Raw genomic sequence first — 24,958 nt, forward strand, 5'->3', positions numbered from 1 at the left:
ACATGCGCCTGACCGCCACCCACCAGTACCAACGCTGCGAGATCTGCCAGGGCTCCGGCGTGTACCGAGGCATCTACCACCTAAACGGCTGTGTGGCCTGCAACGGCGCCGGCGTGGTGCTGGCCGGCGGCGAGGCTATGACACCGGAGCAGGCGATCGCCTACCTGCGCCAGGAGCTGACCGCCGCCGAGCGCCGAGCACCACGGCCAGCGCGCCAGGCCATCGCCGGCGATGCCGAACGTTACCAGCAAGCCAACACACGCGGCCCAGGCGGCACGCATTACTCGGGGGATTGAGCATGGCTGAAGCGATCAAGAGCTGGCGGCTGGCCAAGCCGAGTACACGCCGCCCGGCGGTGGACTATGAGGGCATGGAGCAAGCCGCGCTGTTCAACTGGCTGCGAGTGCGCCACCCGGTCGCCGCCGGGATGGCATACCACGTGCCCAATGGCGGGCACAGGGTGAAGGCGGTGGCCGCGAAGCTGAAGGCCCAGGGCGTGAAGGCTGGCGTCAGCGACATCGTGCTGCCCATGGCGCGCGGTGGGTTCTTCGGCCTGTACATCGAGTTCAAGGCTTCGGCGCCGCATAGCGCCGTGGTCAGCCAGTCACAGCGGGACTTCCTACATGACGTGGCGCAGCAGGGCTATAAGGCGGTGGTGTGCCGCGGGATGGATGAGGCAATCAAGGTGATCGACGCGTATCTGGCGAGCGCGCCGACTGTGGCGGTGGTTCAAGTGGGGGAAGGGCGATGATTTATCCGAGCGTGCAGAGTGCAGTGGTATCGGCCCTGGCGGCCGAGTGCATCGACAACACCAGTAAGCAGGCCTGGCAGAAGCTGATCGACCTGGACACGGTGCGGGTTGGGTCGGGTGTATCCGGCTCGGATCGCATGCAGGCTGACTGCTGGGTGTTCGCCCGGCTGCACAGCCAGCTGATCCCCAGGCACTGGAACGCGCTGGTGGCGAAGTTCAGCACGCACAAGGCGCGGAAGGTGCAGGCGATCAGCGCATTGGTGCCGATGGTGGCGTCACCGTCCAAGCAGCTGTTCAAGGCCAAGGCGGTGACGGTGTGGGCCATCCCGAAGTTGCGAGGGGTAGAGGGCAAACGCTCTGCCGACATCATCGTGCTGCCGGCCGAGTTCTACGATATGAACACCTGGGACCTAGACGGCCGCCCGGAGTCGACCCGGCGCGAGTGGCGCCGCAACATCCACAAGGTGCTGGAGGAGATGGTTGGCGAGGCTCTGAAGGCTGCCGAAGAGATCCTGCTGGCCGAGGGTGTGCTGCACCAGCAGGCCGCATAATTATCTGTTGACACAACGCCAGCGCTCCATCACTATTTTTCACATCCTGCCGATCTTACGTATGAAGGATCGTCACACAGAAGCCCCGCCATTGAGCGGGGCTTTTTCGTTTCTGCACCCAGACCGGGACAAGCCCATGTTCGAAGCCTTGCCCACAACTATTTCGGGCTGGCTTGGGTGGGCCGCCATGGCCTTGGTAACTGCCGTCGTCTACTTCCCGAAAGCCTGGGCCGAGCGCCGAGGGGAGAGCCGGGAGAACGACAGGCTGATTAATGCACTCGCCGAAGAGCGGGCCCTTCGAAAGGAAGCTGAGTCTCAGCTCGAGCAAGCCAACCAGCAAATCTACGCCCTGATCCGGGAGTTCAGCGACATCAAAGCAGCCAATGCCCAGATGGAGCTGAAGATCAGTTACCTCACCAGAGAGATCGAGGCCCTGCGGCAGCAGCTGCAGCGGAGTGACCAATCATGAGTGACGAAGAACTGAAGCGCCGGATGGGTAAAGGCCGGCGCCTGTGGGACCACCACGGCAGCTGGTTGCTGCTGGTGGTGATCGGTATCAGCTGCTTCATGGCTGGTGGCCAGTTCCAGGCCTATAGCAACGAGAAGACGCTGAAGACTGTGATCGAGTCGCACGAGCGGCAGGATGCTGATCGGGTGAAGCGTATCCGAGAGCTCCTGGCGGACAACAAGCTGTTGACCGATCAGCTTGGCCCTAAGGTTGAACGTGCTGCCAAGACCGCTGAGCGGGCCGCCGTGAAGGCCGAGCAGGCCGTAGAGAAGGCTGCTGAAGCTTCGCAGCCTTCAGCGGAGCGCTGAGATATGCCAGTCCGCCCCCTTAAGCCCTGCGCCTGGCCAGGCTGCAGCACGTTAGTGCGCGGCGACTACTACTGCGGGCGGCACGCGCCGTTGGCCGCCGAGAAGCAGCAGGCAGCCAGGCGCACGGTGCACAAGCGCTACAACGAGCGCCGTGATGAGTCGGACGCGTTCTATAAGACAGAGCGCTGGAAGAAGCTGAGCGCCTACTACCGCAAGAAGCATCCGGTGTGTGAGCACTGTGACAACGCCGCAAGCGACATCACCGACCACATCAAGCCCGTGAAGACTCACCCAGAGCTTGCAACGGACTGGGACAACCTGCGAGCACTGTGCCGGCCATGCCACAACAGAATCGGCGAGCGTGTTGGTCTGGTGCGTGAAGGCGCGAGCCGAGCAGCGGGCTGATCGCCCAGAGGGGTGGGGGTGGGTCAAAAGTCTGGACCTGCAGACCGCCCGAACGACGGGGGGAGCCAAATTTTCACACCCGCGAAAAATGAAATTCAGGAGTTCGGCCCATGCCTGGTGTTGCAGGGCGATCCGGCCGGCGCCCGAAACCCACGGCCAAGAAGGCTCTGGCGGGAAATCCTGGTAAGCGGGCGCTCAATAGAGCTGAACCCAAGTTCGCCGAGATAACGCACGTTGACCCGCCCGAGTGGATGCAGCCGTTGGCCATCCAGATGTGGCAGACAGTCGTGCCGGAACTGCTCGCGCAGCACATCGTGTGCATCACCGATCTGCATAACGTCGAAGCGTTCTGTACTGCCTACGCCAACTGGCGCTCCGCTCAGGAGCTGGTGGTTCAGCACGGGCCGATTGTTGAGTCGGCGATGGGCAGCCCCATAAAGAATCCGGCACTCACCGCTGCCAAAGAAGCCATGTCCCAGATGGTCACCTTCGGCGCGATGCTGGGCCTCGATCCATCGAGCCGTTCCCGCCTGATCGGCGGCAAGAAGGCGAAAGCCGCAAACCCATTCGCAGATCTCGTCTGACCGCAGGCTCACATGGCAACGAAGTACCCCAACGTCGAATCCGCGATTCGGTGGGGGAAGCGTGTCATTGCCGGCAAAGTGCCGTGTTGCAAGTACGTGCGGGAGGCGGTTGAGCGCCATTTTTGCGACCTGGCCAAGAGCCGGGGCGCCAGGTTCCCGTATCGCTTCGACCCGGCCAAGGCCGAGAAGAAGCTGCGGCTGATGCAGATGCTCCCGCACACCAAGGGGGAGTGGGCATTCAAGCGGCAGCTGGTCACACTTGAGCCGTGGCAGCTGTTCGGCTTCGCCATGACCTTCGGCTGGGTGCGCAAGCACACGGGCTTTCGCCGGTTTCGCGTCAGCTACTGGGAGGTGCCCAGGAAGAACGGCAAGAGCGTGGTCGCCGCTGGCGTGGGCATCGGCATGTTCACCTCTGACGACGAGTTCGGCGCCGAAGTCTATGCCGGTGCGACGACAGAGAAGCAGGCCTGGGAGGTGTTCCGCCCGGCGCGCCTGATGGTCAAGCGCTCGCCCATGCTGATGGAAGCGGCCGGGATCGAGGTCAATGCCTCGAACATGAACCGCCCGCTGGACGGCAGCCGCTTCGAGCCGCTGATCGGCAACCCGGGCGACGGCGCCTCGCCGAGCTGCGCAATCGTCGACGAATACCACGAGCACCAGACTGCCGCGCTGTACGAGACGATGCTCACCGGCATGGGCGCTCGCCGCCAGCCGCTGATGTTCATCATCACCACCGCCGGCTCCGATATCGAAGGCCCGTGCTATGACCTGCGCCGCCAGGTGATCGAGATGCTCGCCGGCGACGTGCCGGATGACGAGCTTTTCGGGTGGATCTGGACCATCGACGAAGGCGACGAATGGACCGACCCCAAGGTGCTGGCCAAGGCCAACCCAAACTTCGGCATCTCGGTGTTCCGCGAGTACCTGGAGAGCCAGCAGCAGCGTGCCATCCGTACCGCGCGGTTCACCAACACCTTCAAGACCAAGCACCTCAACATCTGGGTGTCGGCGAAGGCGGGCTTCTACAACATGGAAGCCTGGCGCAACAGCGCCGATGCCAGCCTGACCCTGGAGCAGTTCGAGGGGCAGGACTGTGTGCTGGGCTTCGACCTGGCCCGCAAGCTCGACATGAACAGCATGGCGCGCGTGTTCTGGCGCGTGATCGACGACCGCATCCACTACTTCTGCGTGGCGCCGCGCTTCTGGGTACCGGAAGACACCGTGCGCAGCGTGGAAAACCAGCGGATGTCCGAGCGGTATCAGGCCTGGGTAAACACCGGTGACCTCATAGAGACGGCCGGCGCCGAGGTGGACTACCGCGAGATCCTGGAAGAAGCCAAGGACGCCGGCCGGCTGAGCGCCGTGAAGGAATGCCCGATCGACCCGCACGGTGCCACGGGCCTCTCGCACGAGCTCGAAGACGAAGGCCTTACGCCCGTCGTCATCACCCAGAACTACACCAACATGTCCACGCCCATGAAAGAGCTGGAGGCCGCCATTCTCAGTGGCCGCTTCCACCATGACGGCAACCCCATCATGACCTGGTGCATGGGCAACGTGATCGGCAAGAACCTGCCTGGCAACGACGATGTCGTGCGGCCGATCAAGCAGGGCAACGACAACAAGATCGACGGCGCCGTGGCGCTGATCATGGCAGTTGGGCGGGTGCTAGCCCAGGCCACAACGCCCAACACTGACGACGACTGGTTCGACGCCATACGGAATCCCATCATCACATGAACGCCTTCCATGCATTCCTGCTGGTCAGCCTGGCCGGCTTCGCGCTGTTGTGCGCGGGCGTCTGGTGGCTGGTTGGTACCGGCTGGGCGCTGATCGCCGGCGCGTGCTCGCTGTTCTGCATCGCAGGCTTCATCCGCCGGGGTATGACCAATGGGTAAAAGCCTCATGCAGGCGCTGGTCACCTCGGCGCAGCGGCCTGCCGCCAGCCTCACGGAGTGGGTCGGCAAACCGATTCGCCTGAGTGACGGCGGGTTCTGGAGCAGCTATTTCGGTAGCCAGTCCAGCTCAGGCAAGACGGTGAACGTCGACAACGCCATGCGCCTGTCAACCGTGTGGGCCTGTGTACGCATCATCTCGATGTCCGTCGCTGGCCTTCCGCTCAATATCTACCGCCGCAAGGCAGACGGCAGCCGCGAGACGGCGCGGGACTTCCCGCTGTATGACGTGGTGCACACCAGCCCCAACGAAGACACGACCGCCTTTCACTTCTGGCAGGCCGTTGTCGCCTCGATGCTGCTGTGGGGCAACGCCTACTGCGAGATCCACCGATCCGCCGGCCGCGTGATCGCCATCGACTTCCTGCTGCCGGGCCGCGTGAAGCCCGAAACGGACGATGACGGCCGGCTGCGCTACTGGTACTCGCCCAAGAAGGGCCCGCGCCGCGAGATCCGCCGCGAGAACATGCTGCACATCCCGGCCTTCACCCTGGACGGCAAGATGGGCCTCTCGGCCATTCGCTACGGCGCCGACGTGTTCGGCTCGGCGATGTCAGCGGATGACGCCGCCAACAGCACCTTCAAGAACGGCATGATGCCTACCGTCGCGTTCAAGATGGATCGGGTACTGACGCCCGAGCAGCGGACGGACTTCCGCGAGTACGCCAAGACCATTAGCGGCGCCATGAACGCCGGCAAGTCACCAGTGCTGGAATATGGCATCACGCCTGAGGCGATCGGCATAAACCCCGCCGATGCCCAACTGCTGGAGTCCCGCGGGCACAGCGTCGAAGAAATCTGCCGTTGGTTCGGTGTGCCGGCCTGGATGGTCATGAAGACCGACAAAGGCAGCAACTGGGGCACAGGGCTGGAGCAGCAGCAGCTAGCGTTCCTGACCTACTGCATCATGAGCTACACCGCGCCCATCGAGCAGTGCGTGGAGAAGAAGCTGCTCACCGCAGTGGATCGCATCACCTATTACGCCGAGTACTCGCTCGAAGCGTTCCTGCGCGCCGACAGTGCAGGGCGCGCCGCCTATTACGCCACCATGACTCAGAACGGGAACATGACCCGCGGCGAAGTGCGGCGCAAAGAGAACCTGCCTTCCAAGCCAGGCGACGACATCCTCACCGTGCAATCCAACCTCGTGCCGCTCGACCAACTGGGCAAGCAGAGCGAAAGCCAATCCGTTCGCGCCGCCCTGATGAACTGGCTCAACGCCGACAAGCCAAAGGAATAACCCATGAAGCTGAAGATCCAGTCTCGCGGCCTGCGCAGCGAGCTGAGCCCGCGCGCGCTGGAGAAATGGAACCCCGCCATCCAGGCGGCGGTGGAGAGCACCTCCGACACCATCACCATCTATGGCGTGATCGGTGAAGACTGGTACGGCGAAGGCGTGACCCTCAAGCGCATTGACGCCGCGCTGCGCGCCATTGGCGAGCGTGACGTGACCGTCTACATCAACTCCCCGGGCGGCGACATGTTCGAGGGCATCGCCATCTACAACCGCCTGCGCGAGCACAGCCACAAGGTCAGCACCAAGGTGCTGGGCATGGCCGCCAGCGCCGCCTCGGTGATTTACCTGGCCGGCGAAGAGCGTCAGGTGGCCAGCAGCGCTTTCTTGATGATCCACAACTGCTGGACGGTGGCGGGCGGCAATCGCCATTACTTCCGCGATATTGCCGACGACATGGAAGAGTTCGACGCCGCCATGGGCGACCTCTACGCCGAAACCAGCGGCCAGGCGGTCGAGAGCATGGCCGAGATGATGGACGACGAAACGTTCATCCGCGGCAAGCGTGCCGTCGAGCTGGGGCTGGCCACCGGGCTGCTGGCGGCCGACGAGGTGACCGAACGCGCCACCACCGAAACCCAGCAGAACAACGCCCTCAAGGCCATGGACATCGCCCTGGCCAAAGCCGGCGTGCCGCGCTCCGAGCGCCGCGAACTGTTCGCCAATTTTAAGTCCGGCACGCCTCGCGCTGCCGGCGGGGACACGCCGCGCGCTGTCCCGACCGATAAGCCCCGCGCTGTCGCTCCTGACCTGTCCGCATCGGTTGATGCGGTGAAAAACCTTCTCTCGCAATTAGGAGGCACACATGCCTAGCGAAAACTTCGATGCACAGGTCAAAGAGCTCAACGCTTCTCTGACCCAAATTGGCGACCAGATCAAGGCTCAGGCTGAGAAGGTCGAAAAGCAGATCAAGGCATCCGGCGAGCTGCAGGGTGAAACCCGCGCCAAGGTCGACGAAATGCTGACCAAGCAGGGTGAGCTTCAGGCCCGTCTGCAGGAGGCCGAGCAGAAGCTGGTGAACGCCAGCGCCGGCCGTAGCCAGGACGAACGCCAACAGTCCGCCGGCGAGTTGGTCGCCAGTTCCGAGCAGATGGAGGGCTTCAATAGCTCCTTCCGCGGCTCGCGCCGTGTGTCGGTGCCGCGCGCTGCGATCACCACCGTAACCGGTGGCGCTGTGGTCGCGCCTGATCGTCGTGCCGACATCATCCTGCCGCCGGAGCGTCGCCTAACCATCCGTGACCTCATTGCGCCGGGCGAAACTCAAAGCAACTCCTACGAGTACGTCCGCGAAACTGGCTTCACCAACAACGCCGCTCCAGTGGCGGAAGGTGCTGCCAAGCCATACTCCGACATCACCTTCGAGCTGGTAACTGCGCCGGTGCGCACCATCGCTCACCTGTTCAAGGCCAGCCGGCAGATCCTGGATGACTCCGCAGCGCTGCGCAGCTACATCGACGCCCGCGCTCGTTACGGCCTGATGATCGCCGAAGAGCTGCAGCTGCTGTACGGCAACGGCACTGGCGTGAACCTCGAAGGCCTGATGACCCTGGCCGAGGAATATGCGGCGCCGAGCGGCATCGTCGTAACTGGCGAGCAGCGCATCGACCGCCTGCGCCTGGCCCTGCTGCAGGCAGAGCTGTCCGAGTTCCCGGCCGATGGCATCGTGCTGAACCCGATCGACTGGGCGGCCATCGAGCTGACCAAGGACGGCGAAGGCCGCTACATCATCGGCAACGGCCAGGATGGCGCTACCCCGCAGCTGTGGCGCCGCCCGGTTGTGTCGACCCAGGCCATGCAGCAGAACGACTTCCTGACTGGCGCGTTCCGCCTCGGTGCCCAGATCCTCGATCGCATGGATGTCGAGATCCTGATCTCCACCGAGAACGCCGACGACTTCGAGAAGAACATGGTGTCCATCCGCGCTGAAGAGCGCCTGGCGTTCGCCGTGTACCGCCCCGAAGCCTTCGTCACCGGCCCGCTGACCGGCGCCGCCGGCGGCTGATCCTCAATTCGTCGATAACCCAAGGCGCCCGAGCCGGGCGCCGAACACGAGGGCATTCCCGTGGAAGGTACCGAGAACAGCAACACCCAGACCGCCTCCGGCGCAGGTGATGGCGCGAATGGCGCAGCGCCTGCAGCCACTGGCCAAGCCAACCCCCCAGCCACCGCCCCAGCCGCCGCTGCAGCTCCGGCCAAGCCGGCTGTCGGCAAGGCTGCCGGCAAGCAGGGCAAAAAGAACGCTGGCACCGCTGAGCAAGCCGATACAGGCGCAGCAGGCAAGGCCAACGCCAACCCGCAAACCGTCGAAGTCTGGCCGCTGCGCTCCTACCAGGACGCCGGCGAGATCAAGCGCCGTGGCGGGCCAGGCTATAGCGTTCCCAAGCGCCACTCCGATGCACTGATCACCCGTGGCCTGGCCACTGACGAGCAGCCGGCCTGGGCCAAAACCGACAGCACCGAGTAAGGAACCATCCCATGCCCATGCCGACCCTCGCGGACCTTAAAACCCACCTGCGGATCCGGCACGGGCATGAGGATGCGGATTTGCAGATGAAGCTGGACGCGGCCATCGACAACGCCAGCCAGTTCATCAACCGCCCGATCCCCTGGGCGGACGAAGCCGGGGACCCCGTGGACGTACCCAACAGCGTACGTCTGGGCATCCTCATCATCGCCGCCGAGCTGTACGCCAACCGCGAACAGTCCGTGGTGGGCACGAGCTACACGCCCATCCCCAAGGCCGAGAACATGCTGCACTTCTACCGCGTGGGGCTGGGCATATGAGAGCAGGGCGCCTCAACACCCCGGCCACGCTGCTGGAGCTCAACGCCGACATCCAGGCCTGCGAGCTCGACTGGCTTTGGTGCGGCATCGACACCAAGGAAAGCGCCGAACCGCCGTACCCCACCGGCCTGCGCAACCCCGCCAAGGTCGCCATCCGCGCTTGGTGGGACGAACGCCTGCGCCAGGGCCGCTACCTGCGTACCGAACACCGCCTGTTCCACATCGACAGCGCCCGCGACTACCGCGGCGACCGCGCCGAGCTGGCCATCACCGCCACCGAGTTCATCGGCGAGCAGGCCCAGCTGCTGCGCCCCGGTCAGCCGCCGCGCTGTGTGAGGGTGTTCATGATCTACGACGCGCCTTACCGCGATGACTTAGGTCAGGTGATCGAGTACCGCATCCGTGCCGAAGTCGCGCTGATTGAATCGGGCAGAGTTGAGAAGGGTGACCGCATCAATCTGGCCGGCCGAGCGTACTCGGTCACCAACCAGGCCGACGATGAGAACGACGGCATAGTGAGGGGCCTATGGCTCGCCGAGATGGAATGACCATCACGCTGCGCGGCGCTGACTCGCTGCTCAGGCAGCTCGATGCGGTCACCAAGAACGTGGCGCCGATGGTTCGCGGTGCCTTGAACACCACGGCCGCGAAGGCGCGCAACCAGCTCTACATCTCGCCGCTGCGGGCATCTATCAAGGCCGGCAAGCTGCGGCGCGCGCTGAAGCTCAAGCGGGCCAATACCCGGCACATGAACGCCCGGATCATCCCGTCCAGTTCGGGCATCCCCGTGCCGGAGTACCGCGGCTGGGGGTTCGACCGTATCGACGCCACCCGCGGGCGGATCTGGGTCACCGGCCCGCACGGCAGAAAGATCGCCGCCGGCTTCGTGAACCCGGCCTCGGTAGGTCGCCAGCCGCTGGCGACACGCAGCGAGGTCACCCGGCAACTCAAGGGGCGTGCGAAGGCGACCACGTACAGCTACCGCCGATCACTGGGCACAGCCCTCGGCCCGAGCCTGGCGTACTGGTTCAAGCAACTGACCACCCAGGGCGACATCGAATGGATTGGCGACGAGCTCGCCAAAGAGTTCGAGCGGCGCCTGGACCAAACACTCAGGACACGATGATGAGCAGAGCCGCTGAACTGTCGACCGCGATCATGGAGCGCCTGTCGTCCATCAAGCCGGCCGATGGCTTCAACACGCAGATCGACAGGGTGTACGGCTTCGGCGACGTGAAGCCAGAGCGTGCCCAGCCTCCGTATCTGCTGGTGCGCATCGCAGGCGATAGCCTCAAGGAAATGGCCGGCACAGTGGCCAGCCGCGAAGTCACCTACGAGATAGAGGGCGTGCTGGGCCGCGATGCCAGCCTGCAGGATCTGCAGCATCTGCACTACGACGTGCTCGTCACCCTGGGTACAGGCCAGCTGCCGCACATCAGCCCGCTCAAGACTGGCCGACCATTCGAAGAATCAGCCGAATTCACGCCCGACGTGAACGGCTCCAACGCCCGCAGCTTCGTCAGCTCAGTAACGCTGGTCTACGTCGAGCGGTACTGAACACACCACCCCAACAAGCCGGCCATGCGCCGGTTTTTTTTCGCCAAGAGGAAACCCGCATGGCCAACTATGCATACATGGGCAAGGGCATCGTCAGGATGCAGAAAGAGGGGTCGACCGAACCGGCGATCGACCTCGGCAACGTTTCGAACCTCACCTTCAACGTGAACGAGAACGTCATCAACCTGGCCAACTACCGTACCGCCGGCGGCGGCAACTACGCCCAGGTGCGCCGCATCGAAACGGTCGAGGTCAGCATGACCCTCACCGACCTCTCGCCCGAGAACCTCGCCATGGTGCTGTTCGGTACCGCCACGGTTGAGGCCAACGTGGCCACCATCGAAGCGCTTACCACCGGCGCCCAGACCTTCACCATGTTGTTCGAGGGCGTGAACGAGGCCAACACCGGCAAGACCGTGAACGTCACCGTGCACCGCCTCAAGGTCGGCGCCTCTCAAGGCCTGGGCCTGATCGGCGACGAATTCGCCGCCCTGGAAGTAACCGGAGAAGCGCTGCTCGACACCAGCATCACCGACCCGGGACTGTCGCAGTTCTTCCGCGTCGAGATGGACGTGATCACCTGAAAGCCTGATCGGCACCGCAGCAAACGGTCGGGAAACCGACCGATTTATTCCGTTTCACTCAAGCCCTGGCGGGCCATCCCGCCGGGGCTTTTTGTTTTTGGCTGCAGCTAGGGGGCACCCGAACGCGCCTTCCCTGGGGCGCTGCTGCAGCCGATCTATTCCAGGGCTATTGCAGGGGATATGCCATGAAGAACGTGATTCCTTTCAACTACCAAGGCCAGCCGGTGCGCTTCAGCAGCGAAGGCTGGATTAATGCCACTGACATCGCGGCCAAGCACGGCCTTCGCCTCGACAACTGGCTGCGCAACAAGGAAACGATCGATTACATCGACGCCCTGGCACGGCATTTAAATACCTCGGTTTCGAGGGATTTAATCCAGAGCCAGCGCGGCCGCGCCGGCGGCACCTGGCTTCATCCCAAGCTGGCTGTCGCGTTCGCCCGCTGGATCTCGCCAGACTTCGCCGTCTGGGCAGACCTGCACATCGACGCGCTGATCCGCGGCGAGCTGAACGAAAAGCAGCAGTTCGACAGGGCCTGTAAGCGGCTCAACGATGCCCAGGCCGTTGCAAGCTTGAGCGGGCGTGAGCTGGCCGCGTGGCGCTGGAAGAAGCCGGAGCTGGTCGAGCAGGTTGAGCACTGGCGCCATGAGCTTCAGCTGACGCTCGGGCTTGAGGTTGCTTAAGGGTAGGCAGATTGTGCCGACCCTTTGAATCTAACCCGAACAATCTTCGTGTTCGGCAAAGCAGGAATTCCTGCTTTGGGTCAGGCTGATGGAGCTACCTGGCGCCTTGAGTGAGCAAACGCCAGATCTGGCGTTAGTAGTTGGTGGCCACGGCAAACCGGGAATTCCCGGTTTGCCGTTGTTTTAACTCTTCTCGGTGGAAGAGTTAGAGGAGAGCGCCGCGCGGGTGCTCAGAATGTGCGTACTGCCATCGGCTACTGGGTAGCGAACCATGCGAAGCCGCGAATGAAAAGCAAAGCCGGAGTAACGGCTTTGACACCCAAAGCGGGAATTCCCGCTTTGGGCGTACGGAAGGGTGTCCACTCAATGGACCCATTTCACCGGGACTGATCAGCACTTCAGCAATCGGTCGGTGGACCGACCGATTTACCTTGATTCACTCAAGCCCTGGCGGGTCATCCCGCCGGGGCTTTTTGTATTTGGCTGCAGCTAGGGGCGCCCGAAAGCGCCTTCCCTGGGGCGCTGCTGCAGCCGATCTACGCCAGGGCTATTGCGGGCGGTTGGAACTAGAACCACAGATCATGGAGGCAGCAATTGCCCTATCTACAGGAGGAAAACAAAACCCCTCACTGGTAGGCCCTCGCTCGTGCTGTGAGTAAAGCGCACGAGTTGGGCTGAATTGCACCCCCGATCTCTGGCTGAATGATTTCAGCCAGCCAATAAAGCAAAACCCCCGAGGCCGGCCAGCCTCGAGGGTTTTTATTCCCATTCCTTACAGCACAAGGAACAGAACATTGCTCAATTATAGGCCCAAACACCGGGTCAAGGTAGATGGAATGATGCATCCAGAAGACGCTGGCATCGTAGGTAAGCGCTTAGCCAACGCGGCAGTGATTGCAGCTATTGGTTTCAGCTCTGCGGCAATCATCGCGGCGCTCGGCACGTTGCTTTCCTAAAAAGTCAGAGCGCGCAGGTCTACACGTCTGTAGTCCGAGCATCCAGCTCGGCAAGATCGCCGGGCGCCTGGTAGTCGGATTTGGCAGGCTCGATCAAAAGAAAGTCTCTCCCAGATGCTTTGAGCTTTTCGAAAACCTCATCGAAGGCTGCATCAGCCTGGAAAGAGTGAATGGATCCTCTGGCAGTGAATACATCGACTGCTGCAATCGATTGCGCAGCCAAAACGGTGTTCGCGTCGTCGGTGATGAGGAAGTAGGGGAACCGGGTCTGAGACATGTGACCTCCATGGTCGATGTACGGCGGTCGGTATGACCGGCGCCCGGTAACGCTAGCCGATGGAGTGGCAATCGGACAGCTGTCTTTGAGATAGCTTGACCACCACCCGAACCCGGTGCATAGTTCACCCGCCTCTGCAAATTCAGAGGTCGGGTTTGGCGACTCGGAAAAGTCAGGCGCACGACGCCTTAATGGCGTTTTTTTGTGCCCGCGTTATGGCGGGCCGTGCGTGGGAGTCCTTCGGGGCTGCCGGGTTCCCTGACCCCGGTTCGCCAACCCGCGTACGGTTCGTCACCATCTTTTGGCGAAGATGTGGCGAACCCTAAACGATCAGGGTGACCACAATGCAAAACGCTCAAGTAATTCCGTTCCGCTTCGAAGCTCGTGAAGTCCGCACCATGTTGATCGATGATCAGCCGTGGTTCGTCGCAGCCGACGTGTGCCAAGCACTGGCGATACGCAATAGCCGCGATGCTTTCGCCCGGCTCGACGAGGACGAGAAGGGTGTCGCTAATGCCGACACCCTTGGTGGTACTCAGAATGTGAGTATCCTTAACGAGTCTGGCCTCTACTCGCTCATCCTCACCAGCCGCAAGGCCGAGGCGAAGCGCTTCAAGAAGTGGGTGACCGCAGAGGTGCTGCCAGCGATCCGCAAGCACGGCCGTTACGAAGACGAGCAGGGCAAGATGGCCACCCTGATCGGCGAGACGATTGGCACCGACGGATTCCATATGCTGGGCGCCCTGATTAAGGGAAAGGTCGCCAGCCTGCCGGCCGCTGTGCAGCGAAAAGCCAAATCAAAGATCTGGTCGCAGACTCACGCCGCGTTCGGTGTGCGCAGTGCGGCCGACATCCCGGCCAGCCAGTTGGACAGCGCCCGCAACTTCATTGCCGCCTACGCGCTTGAAGGTGAGTGGTTACCCAAGGATGCGCGCCCGAAGATTCTCTCCAGGGAACACCGTGTACTGGGATACCTGGACCTCAATGGCGTTGAGCGCTGGGAGGACATTGCTGCAGGAGCCTACATCCTGACGCGCAGGGAGTTCATCGACTCAATGCTGGTTCACTGCGACATGCCAGTGACAACGGACGAGATGTTCGAGTTTGCGCAGCTTGCGCTGGCCAATCTGAACAGCCGCAGCAACTGCATGGCCGCGCAGCTGAAAGCCTTACGCAAGCGGGACTGATTTCCGTCATAGCCGAGAACCCAGTCATGCGCTGGGTTTCGGTGCTGGCAGATCCGATCAGTAGATAAGTTTTGCCAATTTGATCAGCTCCTTGAAGTCGGTTTCAGCGACTATTCGCAGAGGTTTGCCTTCTGCAATGAGTTTCTCTGCCTTCAAGTGCTTACTGCTCTTTCCTGTTTCATTGAGGCGCCAAATGTCTTGGTCACCCATGACGAGTAGTGTTGTGTGTTTCGTAACGCCCTTTTCGACAGCGCAGCCCGCCTGAGCTGCTAATGATCCTGCTTCGCTACGCGTGATGCTGAGCGCGCCAGTGAAAGCTACGCGCTCGCCATATAGAGGGCCATCAGCGTTCACGTCATGTATGGGATCATCTGGTTTTATGCTGATCCTGTCTTTGACCTTGGCAAGCCAGCCGTGGTTATCAAGGCCGCTATCGAATAATGCATGCAGGTAGACGTAACCCGCAGCCCTGGCATCGCAAAGTGCGTCGTGGTGCTTATCTAGTGGGATTTTGAAATCGCGACAAACATTGGCAAGGTTGTAGCCTATTTTCCCATATTTTTCCGGCCAGGCGCGGCGAACCACCTGATGGAGGTTCAGCCAAGTTAAGTCATTAGGTATCTCGATGCTGTGCCTATGACAAGCCCGGCCGAACGCAGCGAAATCAAAGTTTCCATAGCAAGTAAGGAGTTTTCCAGATGCTCTGCTCCAAACGTCCCGGATGACCTCTGGAAACGTAGGGGCGCCTCTGACGCTGTCCGAGCTTATTCCGTGAAGAAAGACATTGAATTCATCAAAGTCCTCTTCTGGGTCGACCAGTGATGACCACTCTGCCGTGATCTCACCATGTTCGTCGAACTCCACGATACCGATCTGACAAATCGAGCCTAGCCATGAATTAGCTGTTTCAACATCAATCGATAAAAAACCCTTTGAGTTCATAGTCATCTTCCTTGCTGAGATGGCAGGAAGCTACTACGCCGAAGGCTGAATAGGGTAGCTGGGCTTTCATACAGGCTGGGCCTGGGTTACGCATCTGGCGCTGCGATGGTAGATTCCCGACCTCAAACGGGAGGGAAGCCAATGAACAAAGCCGCCATGATGTTGCTGGGATTATCGATGCTTGCTGGATGCGGTAAAGCTGAGTTCACCTGCAGTGAAACCCGAGCTTACGGCGCTGCACAGAGGATCATCGAGAGACACTTGAAAGCCCCATCAACAGCCGACTTTCCCTCCTCGAACTCGTCACAGGTGAAAGTCACTGAGGTGTCCAAGTGCAAGTATCGAATTCAGGCTTATGTCGACGCTCAGAACGCTTTCGGCGCCAAGATCCGCACCCCTTTTTCTATAACCGTTGAGGGTTTTCCGGCCAAGGACGAATGGCAGGGGTCTGATCTATCAATGTAATTTCTACATCACCCAAAACCCGCCTCGGCGGGTTTTTTTATACCTGGAGAAAAGCATGACTGATTCAGCTGCAAAGGCAGTTGTGACCCTGCGTGATGGCGAGGAAAAGCTCGAAGTGGTGGTCAGGGAGCTGACTGTAGGGCAGATGCGGCAGGCAATGCTGCAGGACCCGTTCCCCGGCGCTGACGCCGCGCCGGAAGAGAGCTGCTACTACCAGCTGGACTGCACCCTGTTTCAGGACTGCAGGCTCTGCGACCTCTCGCTGATGACCAGCTTGGACAAGGACGCAATTTGCGGGCTGACCGGTGGCGAGCTGCGCAAGATCCTGGCGAAATCCAAGGAGCTGAACCCCGATTTTTTCGGCGCACTGGGGCGGCTGGCACGAGCAAAGAGCGCGCCCTGAGCAACCTCGAAACCTGCATTGCGGCCCTTGGCCGCCTTGGCCACCCCAACGCCCTGAGCTACCCCTGGCGCTTGTTCAAGCGCTGCCTGAAAGGTTGACCCGCCATGACTGACGTTGAACTGCGCCTCACTGCCGACACGGCTGGTGCCGAGAAGGGTATTGCCGGTTTCCGCAAGGAATACGTGGAGCTGGTGCGTGCGATCGAGAAGCCCCTGAGGCAGATCGATGCCCTGCAAAAGGCGCAGGAGTCGGCCAAGAAAGCGAGCACAGAATTCTTCGCGGCCAAGAACCGCGTCGACCAGCTACGCACCGCCATGGAGTCGGCCGGCCAGCCAGTGAAAGACCTGGAGCGCGAGCTGCTCGCCGCCGAGCGGGCCCTGGCCAAATCCACCCGCGCATTCGATGTGCAGAAGGAGCGAGTGAAGGCCCAGCGCGCCGAGCTGCGTGCCGCCGGCATCGACTACCGCAACCTGGCTGCCGAGCAGACGAGGCTGCAGGGCGCCCTGGCCGGCGCCATGGGTAAGGGTCAGGCGGACGCCACCATAAGCCGGGCGCTGGACACCTTCGGCGTTAACAAACTTCGCGAGTTGCGGGCGCAGCTGGTGCAGTTGCGCTCTGATTACGCACGGCTTTCGCAGTCCGGACAGATGGCCGCCACTGAGCGCATCGCCGCCGAGATCAGCTATCAGGCTTCGTTGCGGCGGACACAGCAGCAGATTCAAGCCCTGACCACGGCAGATGCGGGTGGGGGTAGTGGTGGCATTGCTGCAATAACCGCCCGCCTTGCGGCTATCACGGCCGCGGCTTACACCGTGCAGCGCGTGGCCGGGTTCTACTTCAATGCTGCAGATGCAGTTGGCGAGCTTGAAGATCGGATGCGCAACGCGTTGCCGGTTCAAGAGGATTATGAGCGCTCCCAGGCCCGACTCGAGGACATATCGAGGCGAGTGCGCATCCCAATTGCCCAGGCTGGCGAACTGTTTCTGGGGGCTATTGGCCCGCTCAGAGATCTGGGGTTTACCGCTGCGCAAACCACCGATTTGGTAGGCGCACTGACAGCGGGCCTAGTAGCGAACAGTGTGAAGGGTGAAAAGGCTGCGTCGGTCATCGACCAGATAAGCAAGTCGCTGCAGACAGGCGCGATCAATACAGATGCGCTTAGTAGCATTGTGAAGAACTCTCCAGCCCTCACTGATGCGCTCGTTCGTGGGCTCGGTAAAAGTCGCGATGAGCTTCAGCGAATGGCATCTACCGGTGAGCTGACGGCTGACAAGTTCGTCACAGCACTGTCCGGCCAGTCTGACGCACTACTCAAGCTCGCAGATAACATGCGAGTGACTGGCGCAGATGCCGCGGGAACCTTTTCTCAGTCAATTGAAAAACTGATTGGATCGATCGATAAGATAACCGGCGCATCTGCTGCCGCCACCGCTGGCCTCGACAAAATTTCTGATTCGATCAGTGATCTAGCAGATGGGAAAAGCCAGAAGGCGCTGAATTTGCTGAACAGTTTCGCTATCACGGCGGGCAAGCAACTGGGCACTCTGCTTCCCGGGGCTGGAGCTATTGCGAACCTGGCAGATGGATATCAGCAATACAGCGCCCAAGCTGTCAGCGCAATTGAGGATGTCACCGCCGCAGAGGAACTTGGCCGAACCGAGTCAGAGCGAATCAACGAGCAGCGCGGCGAAGAGCAGCGAGCTTGGGCCGCCAAGTTCAACGAGTCGATCCAGAACGACCTGGTGAATCCGTTCAAAACGGCGCTCAATGATCAGGTGGCGGCGCAGAACCGCGCCAACTCCAAGCTGCGCAAGGCTCAGGAAGAGCAGATCGCTACCCAGAAGCGCTACAGCGATGCGCTGAACAAGCTGCGCAACGGCGCCACCGGCCCGGCAACGTTCGGCAACGCACAGGACCTGCGCGTTGCTGCCCGCCGGGCGCTTACGGACGGCGACTTCAAACGCGCCAAGGAGTACGCCCAGCAGTCCCTAGACATGCTGATGAAGATCGCCGAGGAGGGCGGCAACACCTACGGCTTTGCCGGCCTGATCAAGGGGCTGCAGGCAATCGAGGAGCAAGCGGACAAGTCGCTGGTCGCCACAGCGGACGCGGAGCGTACGGCTCAGATCGAGAAGGTCAGGGCTTGGAAAAAGGAGTTCGAGGAGCTCAAGAACTTCAAGATAGCGCCCACCATCGACGACGCCGCACTGGCCGAGGCGACGGCGAAGATGAAGCGATGGTCGGACATGATCGGCAAATCGTTCACCTTCAGCCCGTTTTCGTCCAGCACCACCCCAGCAGCCAAAGCGCCGGAAGGCTGGAGGCCGCCGATGGCGCTGCCAACGCCTGGCGCCTCGCCGGCCGGCAAGCCTGCGACCACGCCGAGCACGGTCAGCGTCACCAAGCCGAGCACCACACCAACGGTGCAGGCGGTGATCGAGCCGGTGGCCATCCAGAAGCCGAAGACGCCCACCCTGGTTGCGCTCGAAGTACCAGCGAATCCGAACTGGATTAGGGAAGGAAACTCGTACAGGCAAAAGCCACTGGATGTGGACGCCAAGCCCAAATGGGTGAGGGACGGAAACTCCTATACGGATAGGCCGGTGGATGTTGAGGCGAAGCCGAAGTGGGTCCGTAATGGCAACAGCTACACCGATGCTCCGGTAGAGGTGGACGTGGTCGCCAAGAAGGTGGCCACGCCCGAAGGCGAGCCGCTGAAGGTGCCGGCGCTGCTGCAGCCCCTGCCGCCGGCCGTTGATACGCCGCCGGTCGAGGTGAAGAGCGCTGTGGATACCGAGTCGCTGGCGGCTGTTACGCAGCAGTTCGGCGCGTTCATCACCGAGCTGGCCAAGGGCGCGGTGGTACCGCTGCGCACCACGCTGCTCGGTCCGGATACCGGGCCGCTGCCGCAGTACGCCACCGGCGGCATTCTCCGCGGCCCTGGTACCGGCACGAGCGATAGCATCCTGGCCAGGCTCTCGAACGGCGAGGGCGTCATCAACGCCCGGGCGGTTCGTCACTACGGCCCCAGCCTGGTGCACCAGATCAACCGCCTGCAGTTGCCGGCCTACGCCACCGGCGGGGTGCTGGACATGTCCGGCATGGGTATTCCCGACATCCCAACACCGAGCCCTGAGCTGCTTGCGCGGGCTGCAGGGCCTGAGCATCTCGGTTCGCTTGATCTGACCCTGGGTGGCGAGACCCACACGGTTTATGTGGATCGGCAGCAACGCGACGGCCTTGCGAGGCTTGCAAGAAAATTCGGCGGTACAAGCCGCAGCTAAAAAGCCCGCCACCCGGCGGGCTTCTTGTTTCTGGAGCAATCACATGTCCCTCGCACCCATCATGCTCGGCGGCCTGCCGATCGTGGCGCACTCTGGCGCGCCCGAAGAAACCATCGAGCCCATCGGTGGGAATGCCGTGCTGCGAATGAGCGACGGCTCGGCGGTCAAGCAGCAGCACTGGAGCCGCATGTCTGGCTCCATCAACGGCCAGGGCTTCATGCCGCCCGGCCTTGACGGCCTGGACTACACCCAGCCGCTGGAGCTGCGCAGCACCAAGGTGCAGAACATGGTGGATGAGTCGCCCACGTTCGTGCTGATCGGCACGCCACGCCCGGACGTTGAGCCCTGGGCACAGGCACTGGTCGGTGAGCAGTGGGTGGCCACGGCGAGCACCTTCGAAGATGGTCAGCTCACTGCCGTGGCGGTGCCTGGTGCTTCGCTCTACCAGGCCAGCTGGCTGCCGGTGTACTCCGTTTTCGGTAACAAGCCGTCGGGCTCGCAGAGCACTGGCACGGCCATGCACAGCTGGACGTTCAACTGGGAAGAGGCCTGACATGATCAACGGATCCCCGCTCAACAGCGGCCCGCTGAACACGCTTCGGGCCGGGGTGGCGCCGCAGCCTGAGCCGGAGTACCGGGTGCACGGCACCTCGTACGTGTGGCGGGTGCGGCTGATGATCGGCGGGGTGGACATGACGGCCATTCTCACCGGCCAGCTGGACGTCGACCGGGAAGAGGGCGCCGCCGCGGTGGCGGGCTTCAGCCTGTACCTGGCGCCCGGTCAGCCGGTGGTGCCCACGCAGTGGATCGGCAAGGCCGTGACGCTCGACTACATCAGCCGTGACCGCTACGGTGTGGTGACCGAGGCGCGCCTGTACACCGGCCTGCTCGAGCTGCCCACCTGGGACGCCACCACCCGCGTGCTGGGCTGCGAGTGCAGCGACCAGCTGCAGCAGCGCATCGAGGGCCTGACCCTGGAGCAGATCGACGATCTGTGCGGCGGCCACTGGTCGGCGGACGTGTTCGAGCCCGTGGAAGGTCGCAGCCGCTGGGACTACGCCGGCGAGCGCATGAGCACCCGCCCGGCCAGCCTGGATGCGGACACCCTGGGCAACCTGCGCACCACCAGCTGGTACGCCGCCGCCAAGCCGCACTTCGTGTTCGGCCCAGGCCAGACGCTGGACGGCAGCGTGCAGCTTGAGCTGCAGGCCCACGGCGGCACCACCAACTATGTGGAGATCACGCTGGACTATCGGTACAGCCGGTTGTGGCAGCTGGCCCAGGGCTTCGGCTGGACGCATGACGGCATGGCGGGGCTTAGCGGCCTGCAGGGCTTCTGCCAGTGGCGCCGCGATTCGACTGAGCTGCCGACCACCGAGATGGTGGAGTCAGCCATTACTGGTGCCGGCTTGACCCTTGTCGGCGGTGTTGGGGGTTACAAGCTGCCGCCAGGCATGACGAACCCCTGTGGCGACGGCATACCCTGGATCAATACCTTCGACAATCTCTGGCTCAGCGTGAGCGTTACCGGCTCGCGTCGCTGGGTGCAGACGGTAACCGAGCAGTACAAGCTCGAGATGTATACGCCTCTAGGTGAGGACGAAGCCACCCGAGTGATCAGCCGCGAGTCGACGAGCTTCGAGGTGGAGAACAGCCGTGCCGACGACTGGGAGAGCACCAACCCCGACGCCGGCTCCCGGCACGAGGATCTGACGGACGACGGCCGGCTCTTCTCAGCGCTGGTCTGCTTGCTAAACCGCGGCAGCACCACGCTGAACGGTGCGCACCGAGGTACGACGCTGAACTGGCAGGTGCCGACGGATATGGCGCTGGATATCGACCTGGTGCACACCCTGAAGCTGAGCGACCGTGCGAACGGGCAGGGCAAGTGCCGGCGCATCCAGCACGTGCTTGACCTGGGTGCCGGCACGGCGATTACCACACTCAGCGTGGCGATCGCCCAGGGCGGGGGCGAAAGTGACCCGCTCACGCCGCCGGCCGCGCCGGACACCGATCTGCCACCCATGCCAGGCGGTGCGCCGTTGCTCACCACCCATATTGGCGGCCGGCCAGATGCCCCGCCGTACAACGAAAGCTGGATGGGCTTCACCGGTAACTACTCGTTCACCACGAGCGATAACACCTACCCACGCCAGTTCAAAGCCCAGGCGCGGGACATCCCCGGCGAGTACCGCGACGAGCGCACGGCCACGGCTGAGCGCTCGTACCGGGTGGGCATCCCCGTTGATCTGCTGGAGCTGTAAACATGGCGACGAACGAGGAGATTCGCCGGGGCATCGGAAAGACCAACGAGGCCAACCGGCGCAGCATCGGCAAGAACAACGAAGCCCAGCGGCGCCAAATCGGCCGCGACATGATCGAGCGCCGCACCGGCCAGCAGCAGGTGCAGGACATCAACGCCCTCGTCAGCCAGCCTAGGCAGCAGCGCACACTGCAACGGCAGGAACCGCGTGGCGGCCTGGCCGGCAACGTCGGCACGGGCGTTTATACCCCGCCGCCGGCCAGCTCCGGCGGTGGTGGCATCGCCAGCCCGCTGACCGTGCAACAGATCATCTATTCGGAAGAGCCCAGCTACGTGCCGACTTTCGATGCCAGCGGCTATTTCGCGGTGAAGAAGATCGCCCGCATGGTGATGGTCGACGCCGAGGGCCGGCAGATCATCGTCGAGGGCTTTGCCGACCTGGACGAAAACGGCAACCCGAAACCACCGGAGAACCCGAATGGCTAGCAACTGGCCGCCCAGCGCGATCACGGCCATCGACCCGCTGCCGTACCACGGCCTGGTGTACACCATCCAGGGCAACCCGCAAATCATGCTTGACCCCTTGGACGGCCGGCCGCCGGTGCCCATGCCGGCGTTCTACTCAAGGTACCTGGGCGAGAACCACCGGATGGCGGACTACGCCGCGCAGCAGGACGGCTTCTTGTGGGACATCGGCATGCCGGACCCGCCACCCAACGCAGAGATCGAGGCCGCTGGCGGCAAGCTGCTCGGCCGTCGGATTGTGGGCGGCGGGTTGTTCTTACCGGTGCGCCTGGGTGAGTTGACCCGCCATTTGTTCATTTCCGGCAGTGTGTTCGATGGGCAGTTGCTGTTCGAGGCACAGCCGCGCGGCGGCGTGGGCCGGACGCTTGCGCAGATGCCGCTGGCTGACGTCGAGCTCGACTGGTCCAAGGCCGCGATCGAGTACGACGGCTCGCTGGCCTCGAGGATAATGCCCGTGCCGAGCTACGGGCTGAGTAAGCTGGATATCAGCCCGGACGGCACGCGCCACCTGTTCGGTGTAAGCCTGGCCGGCCTGGCAGATACCGCGGGCTGGGCCACCACCATGGTGGCGATCATCGAGCTGGTGCTGAGCCTGGATGAGGAGGGCGAGGTAAAGGGTGCGGCTACGATTCGGCGCACTGCAGCCGAGCTGCTGGGCAATTACAGCTTCACGGTGAGCAGCAGCCTCCAGCGCCTGACCAGCGTTTCGGACGGTTACCCGAGCTGTACCTCGCATCCCGAAGTGCAGGACAGGCCCAACGAAACCAGCGGCGATAACGGGTCGCGTGGGTGGGAGAGCAAGCGCACGGGTGTGGTGATCGGCGCGGTGTATGCGGGTGATGACATTGACTTCATCACCGCAAGCTATGCCGACCAGCGTAGCGAGACGATCAGTACCACAACTGATTCATACCAGTGGGGCAAGCCCAACGCTGAATCTGGCACCTGTGAGCCCTGGCAGCCCGGTGAAGAACCGCCCAGGCCACCGACGCGGCAGCGCTATACGTCGACTTATCACTATGAGCTGGCCTTCAGCTTCAGGGGCGCGAGCATCGACACCAGCATGGATTCCGATCGGCTGGTTACGCTCACGCAGCCTTCGGGTGGGCGGGCTACCGGCACTTCGGTAACCAATGACTCGGCATCCGCGGGCCTGCAGCGCACGCTTGAAGAGGAGGTTGCCCCCGGCACATTGCAATCGCTGGACAAGCTGAACCCTCGAAATGACGCGGGCCTGATCTACTTGCCCGCGGCGCTGTGGGCCACAAACTACTTCACGGTGAGCGCGGTGGTCCGGCGCAACTGGGTGTCGCTCGCCACGTTCGAGAGCTACACCCTGACCGGCCAGCCCGGCTACAAAACGTTCTGGGGTCCGCTGCTCACGCCGCTGGGGGTGGTGGGTGAAACCACCGAATACCCGATCCGCACTTCTGGCAGCGGCCTGGTACCGAACTTCATCTACAACGCCGCCTATAACCCCATCACCGGCCAGGCCGTGCGCGAGTGCGATATGCCTGGGCGAACCATCGCAGGATTCATATGAACTACGTCAACAACTGGAGCCGGCCCGTCACCCTGGCGCTCGGCGCGACGTCGCTCGCGCTGGATCTGCCGGATGGGCCGTACCGCCTGACCCTGACGGACAGTGCCGCCGAGCCGACGCGCTGGGAAATCATCGACGCGGTGGTGGCCAGCGGCACTGCCACGTTGCAGCGCGGCCGGGAGGGCACGCTCGAGCAGAACTGGCCGGCTGGCAGCGTGATTTACAACGCGCTCACCGCCGGTGTGCTCACGGACTTGCTGCAGGCGGTGGCTGATCTACAGGCCCGCGTGGCGGCGCTGGAAGGCGGCGCGGGCGGACAGCTGGTGACGGTGGGCGACAACGGCTTTTTCCTGGGCTACTTCCTTGACGCCCAGGGCAACCAGCTCGGCAGTATCGAGCCGCAATCCGTATCGGTGCCTGGGGCTGGCGATCGCCAGTTGATCGGCGTGGCCTTTCTGCAGGGTGCCGATCTGTTCGTGCTCGGCCTGGCCGGCGGCGAGGTGCCGGGTGATGTGCTTCAGGCTGTCGAGGTGGAAGGCTACGGCCTGCTGCTGGCGGCTGATGCCACCTTCACGCCAAGCGAGGACGGCGGCCAGTGGCAATGGACGGTCACTAGCACAGGCGGCTGGGCGGCCGGCGAGCAGCGCCGCATCGATATCCAGGTTAGCGGCGCGGGCGGTGCTAACGAGCTCACCGATTCACAAGGCCAGCCGCTGGTAGACAGCGCCGGCAATCAACTGACTACAGGGGCAACCGCGTGAGCGTACAACATGAATACCAGGGTGCCGGCGACCCGAACGGCGTCGTGACCGCCGAAATCAACAGCCACTACTTCAACCGTGATGATCAAGGCGTTTGGATTTGCACGGGCCGAACCGAGAATGTGTCGCAGTGGGCGCTGATCGGCGGTCCATTGAGCGATGCGGCGGGTGAGCGCTATGACATCAACGACTTGCAGTACTTCGACGGCGTTGTAGCGACGAGCGTGCAGTTCGTTTTCAACCTGCCCAATCGACTGCTCTCCAACGTCGAGATCAGCGGCAGCCCACCCAGTTTTCTAACCTCGGCGCGTCATTCACGCGTCGAACTCCGGCCGGTGGCCAACGGCGACCTGATGGTTTGCGTAACCCCGCTCACCGAGTACTGATC

General features: G+C 62.7%; 31 protein-coding genes. 29 read left to right on the forward strand and 2 right to left on the reverse strand.

Annotation, left to right across the window (positions count from 1 at the left end):
* The first annotated feature begins 2 nt into the window (after nt 1-2).
* The 19 genes from K8U54_RS17940 (at nt 3) to K8U54_RS18030 (ending at nt 11,964) form a co-directional block, all read left to right on the forward strand.
* Nucleotides 3-296 carry a hypothetical protein gene (locus K8U54_RS17940; protein WP_249907088.1) on the forward strand — a complete coding sequence of 98 codons (294 nt, stop codon included), beginning with the start codon at nt 3-5 and terminating at the stop codon, nt 294-296.
* 2 nt (nt 297-298) lie between these two features.
* Complete coding sequence (locus tag K8U54_RS17945; RefSeq protein WP_249907089.1) at nt 299-751, forward strand: VRR-NUC domain-containing protein; 453 nt, start codon at nt 299-301, stop codon at nt 749-751.
* The gene (locus K8U54_RS17950) at nt 748-1,302 is read left to right on the forward strand and encodes a hypothetical protein (RefSeq protein WP_249907090.1); all 555 of its coding nucleotides are present in this window, start codon (nt 748-750) and stop codon (nt 1,300-1,302) included. Before K8U54_RS17945 ends, K8U54_RS17950 begins: the two co-directional genes overlap by 4 nt.
* A gap of 136 nt (nt 1,303-1,438) precedes the next feature.
* Nucleotides 1,439-1,771, forward strand: a complete 333-nt coding sequence (locus K8U54_RS17955; protein WP_249907091.1) for a hypothetical protein — start codon at nt 1,439-1,441, stop codon at nt 1,769-1,771.
* Entirely contained in the window at nt 1,768-2,118 is a 351-nt protein-coding gene (locus K8U54_RS17960) for a hypothetical protein (RefSeq protein ID WP_249907092.1), read from the forward strand. Before K8U54_RS17955 ends, K8U54_RS17960 begins: the two co-directional genes overlap by 4 nt.
* Nucleotides 2,119-2,172: 54 nt before the next feature.
* A complete protein-coding gene (locus K8U54_RS17965; RefSeq protein ID WP_249907093.1) occupies nt 2,173-2,523 on the forward strand; it encodes an HNH endonuclease in 351 nt (116 codons plus the stop codon).
* 110 nt (nt 2,524-2,633) lie between these two features.
* Complete coding sequence (locus tag K8U54_RS17970; RefSeq protein ID WP_249907094.1) at nt 2,634-3,107, forward strand: phage terminase small subunit P27 family; 474 nt, start codon at nt 2,634-2,636, stop codon at nt 3,105-3,107.
* A 12-nt stretch (nt 3,108-3,119) separates the two neighbouring features.
* On the forward strand, nt 3,120-4,847 hold the full coding sequence (locus tag K8U54_RS17975; protein WP_249907095.1) for a terminase large subunit: 1,728 nt from the start codon (nt 3,120-3,122) through the stop codon (nt 4,845-4,847).
* Nucleotides 4,844-5,005, forward strand: a complete 162-nt coding sequence (locus K8U54_RS17980; RefSeq protein WP_249907096.1) for a hypothetical protein — start codon at nt 4,844-4,846, stop codon at nt 5,003-5,005. Before K8U54_RS17975 ends, K8U54_RS17980 begins: the two co-directional genes overlap by 4 nt.
* Nucleotides 4,998-6,302 carry a phage portal protein gene (locus tag K8U54_RS17985; RefSeq protein ID WP_249907097.1) on the forward strand — a complete coding sequence of 435 codons (1,305 nt, stop codon included), beginning with the start codon at nt 4,998-5,000 and terminating at the stop codon, nt 6,300-6,302. Before K8U54_RS17980 ends, K8U54_RS17985 begins: the two co-directional genes overlap by 8 nt.
* Before the next feature lie 3 nt (nt 6,303-6,305).
* Nucleotides 6,306-7,169, forward strand: coding sequence for a head maturation protease, ClpP-related (locus K8U54_RS17990; RefSeq protein WP_249907098.1), 864 nt, complete (start codon nt 6,306-6,308; stop codon nt 7,167-7,169).
* Complete coding sequence (locus tag K8U54_RS17995; RefSeq protein ID WP_249907099.1) at nt 7,162-8,358, forward strand: phage major capsid protein; 1,197 nt, start codon at nt 7,162-7,164, stop codon at nt 8,356-8,358. The genes K8U54_RS17990 and K8U54_RS17995 overlap by 8 nt, the downstream gene beginning before the upstream one ends.
* Nucleotides 8,359-8,418: 60 nt before the next feature.
* Nucleotides 8,419-8,820, forward strand: coding sequence for a hypothetical protein (locus K8U54_RS18000; protein WP_249907100.1), 402 nt, complete (start codon nt 8,419-8,421; stop codon nt 8,818-8,820).
* Nucleotides 8,821-8,837: 17 nt separating this feature from the next.
* Nucleotides 8,838-9,140, forward strand: a complete 303-nt coding sequence (locus K8U54_RS18005) for a head-tail connector protein (RefSeq protein ID WP_249910470.1) — start codon at nt 8,838-8,840, stop codon at nt 9,138-9,140.
* Nucleotides 9,137-9,688 (forward strand): hypothetical protein, encoded by a 552-nt coding sequence (locus K8U54_RS18010; RefSeq protein ID WP_249907101.1) that lies wholly within the window; start codon nt 9,137-9,139, stop codon nt 9,686-9,688. Before K8U54_RS18005 ends, K8U54_RS18010 begins: the two co-directional genes overlap by 4 nt.
* Nucleotides 9,685-10,266, forward strand: coding sequence for a hypothetical protein (locus K8U54_RS18015; protein ID WP_249907102.1), 582 nt, complete (start codon nt 9,685-9,687; stop codon nt 10,264-10,266). The genes K8U54_RS18010 and K8U54_RS18015 overlap by 4 nt, the downstream gene beginning before the upstream one ends.
* Entirely contained in the window at nt 10,266-10,697 is a 432-nt protein-coding gene (locus K8U54_RS18020; protein ID WP_249907103.1) for a hypothetical protein, read from the forward strand. The genes K8U54_RS18015 and K8U54_RS18020 overlap by 1 nt, the downstream gene beginning before the upstream one ends.
* 59 nt (nt 10,698-10,756) lie before the next feature.
* Nucleotides 10,757-11,281: a hypothetical protein gene (locus tag K8U54_RS18025; RefSeq protein ID WP_249907104.1), complete on the forward strand. Its 525-nt coding sequence runs from the start codon at nt 10,757-10,759 to the stop codon at nt 11,279-11,281.
* Between the two features lie 185 nt (nt 11,282-11,466).
* The gene (locus K8U54_RS18030) at nt 11,467-11,964 is read left to right on the forward strand and encodes a KilA-N domain-containing protein (RefSeq protein ID WP_249907105.1); all 498 of its coding nucleotides are present in this window, start codon (nt 11,467-11,469) and stop codon (nt 11,962-11,964) included.
* Nucleotides 11,965-12,939: 975 nt separating this feature from the next.
* Here the strand turns inward: K8U54_RS18030 and K8U54_RS18035 are convergent.
* Nucleotides 12,940-13,197 carry a hypothetical protein gene (locus K8U54_RS18035; RefSeq protein WP_249907106.1) on the reverse strand — a complete coding sequence of 86 codons (258 nt, stop codon included), beginning with the start codon at nt 13,195-13,197 and terminating at the stop codon, nt 12,940-12,942.
* A 344-nt stretch (nt 13,198-13,541) separates the two neighbouring features.
* Between K8U54_RS18035 and K8U54_RS18040 the strand changes: the two genes are divergently transcribed.
* Nucleotides 13,542-14,384 carry a BRO family protein gene (locus K8U54_RS18040; RefSeq protein WP_249907107.1) on the forward strand — a complete coding sequence of 281 codons (843 nt, stop codon included), beginning with the start codon at nt 13,542-13,544 and terminating at the stop codon, nt 14,382-14,384.
* Between the two features lie 57 nt (nt 14,385-14,441).
* Here the strand turns inward: K8U54_RS18040 and K8U54_RS18045 are convergent, their stop codons facing one another.
* The gene (locus K8U54_RS18045; protein ID WP_249907108.1) at nt 14,442-15,326 is read right to left on the reverse strand and encodes an exonuclease domain-containing protein; all 885 of its coding nucleotides are present in this window, start codon (nt 15,324-15,326) and stop codon (nt 14,442-14,444) included.
* A 141-nt stretch (nt 15,327-15,467) separates the two neighbouring features.
* On the opposite strand from K8U54_RS18045, the gene K8U54_RS18050 reads away from it, so the two are divergent.
* The 9 genes from K8U54_RS18050 to K8U54_RS18090 all read left to right on the forward strand — a co-directional run bounded on the left by K8U54_RS18050 (nt 15,468) and on the right by K8U54_RS18090 (nt 24,956).
* Nucleotides 15,468-15,791: a hypothetical protein gene (locus K8U54_RS18050; RefSeq protein ID WP_249907109.1), complete on the forward strand. Its 324-nt coding sequence runs from the start codon at nt 15,468-15,470 to the stop codon at nt 15,789-15,791.
* A gap of 55 nt (nt 15,792-15,846) precedes the next feature.
* Nucleotides 15,847-16,194 carry a hypothetical protein gene (locus K8U54_RS18055; protein WP_249907110.1) on the forward strand — a complete coding sequence of 116 codons (348 nt, stop codon included), beginning with the start codon at nt 15,847-15,849 and terminating at the stop codon, nt 16,192-16,194.
* Nucleotides 16,195-16,298: 104 nt separating this feature from the next.
* Nucleotides 16,299-19,478: a tape measure protein gene (locus K8U54_RS18060; RefSeq protein ID WP_249907111.1), complete on the forward strand. Its 3,180-nt coding sequence runs from the start codon at nt 16,299-16,301 to the stop codon at nt 19,476-19,478.
* 43 nt (nt 19,479-19,521) lie between these two features.
* Entirely contained in the window at nt 19,522-20,031 is a 510-nt protein-coding gene (locus K8U54_RS18065) for a hypothetical protein (protein WP_249907112.1), read from the forward strand.
* 1 nt (nt 20,032) lies between these two features.
* Entirely contained in the window at nt 20,033-21,742 is a 1,710-nt protein-coding gene (locus K8U54_RS18070; RefSeq protein WP_249907113.1) for a hypothetical protein, read from the forward strand.
* Between the two features lie 2 nt (nt 21,743-21,744).
* Nucleotides 21,745-22,227 carry a hypothetical protein gene (locus tag K8U54_RS18075; RefSeq protein WP_249907114.1) on the forward strand — a complete coding sequence of 161 codons (483 nt, stop codon included), beginning with the start codon at nt 21,745-21,747 and terminating at the stop codon, nt 22,225-22,227.
* Nucleotides 22,220-23,809: a hypothetical protein gene (locus tag K8U54_RS18080; protein ID WP_249907115.1), complete on the forward strand. Its 1,590-nt coding sequence runs from the start codon at nt 22,220-22,222 to the stop codon at nt 23,807-23,809. The genes K8U54_RS18075 and K8U54_RS18080 overlap by 8 nt, the downstream gene beginning before the upstream one ends.
* The gene (locus K8U54_RS18085) at nt 23,806-24,570 is read left to right on the forward strand and encodes a hypothetical protein (protein WP_249907116.1); all 765 of its coding nucleotides are present in this window, start codon (nt 23,806-23,808) and stop codon (nt 24,568-24,570) included. The genes K8U54_RS18080 and K8U54_RS18085 overlap by 4 nt, the downstream gene beginning before the upstream one ends.
* Nucleotides 24,567-24,956: a hypothetical protein gene (locus K8U54_RS18090; RefSeq protein WP_249907117.1), complete on the forward strand. Its 390-nt coding sequence runs from the start codon at nt 24,567-24,569 to the stop codon at nt 24,954-24,956. The genes K8U54_RS18085 and K8U54_RS18090 overlap by 4 nt, the downstream gene beginning before the upstream one ends.
* The last annotated feature ends 2 nt before the right edge of the window (nt 24,957-24,958 follow it).

This window comes from Pseudomonas fulva (assembly GCF_023517795.1).
Lineage (GTDB): Bacteria > Pseudomonadota > Gammaproteobacteria > Pseudomonadales > Pseudomonadaceae > Aquipseudomonas > Aquipseudomonas fulva_D.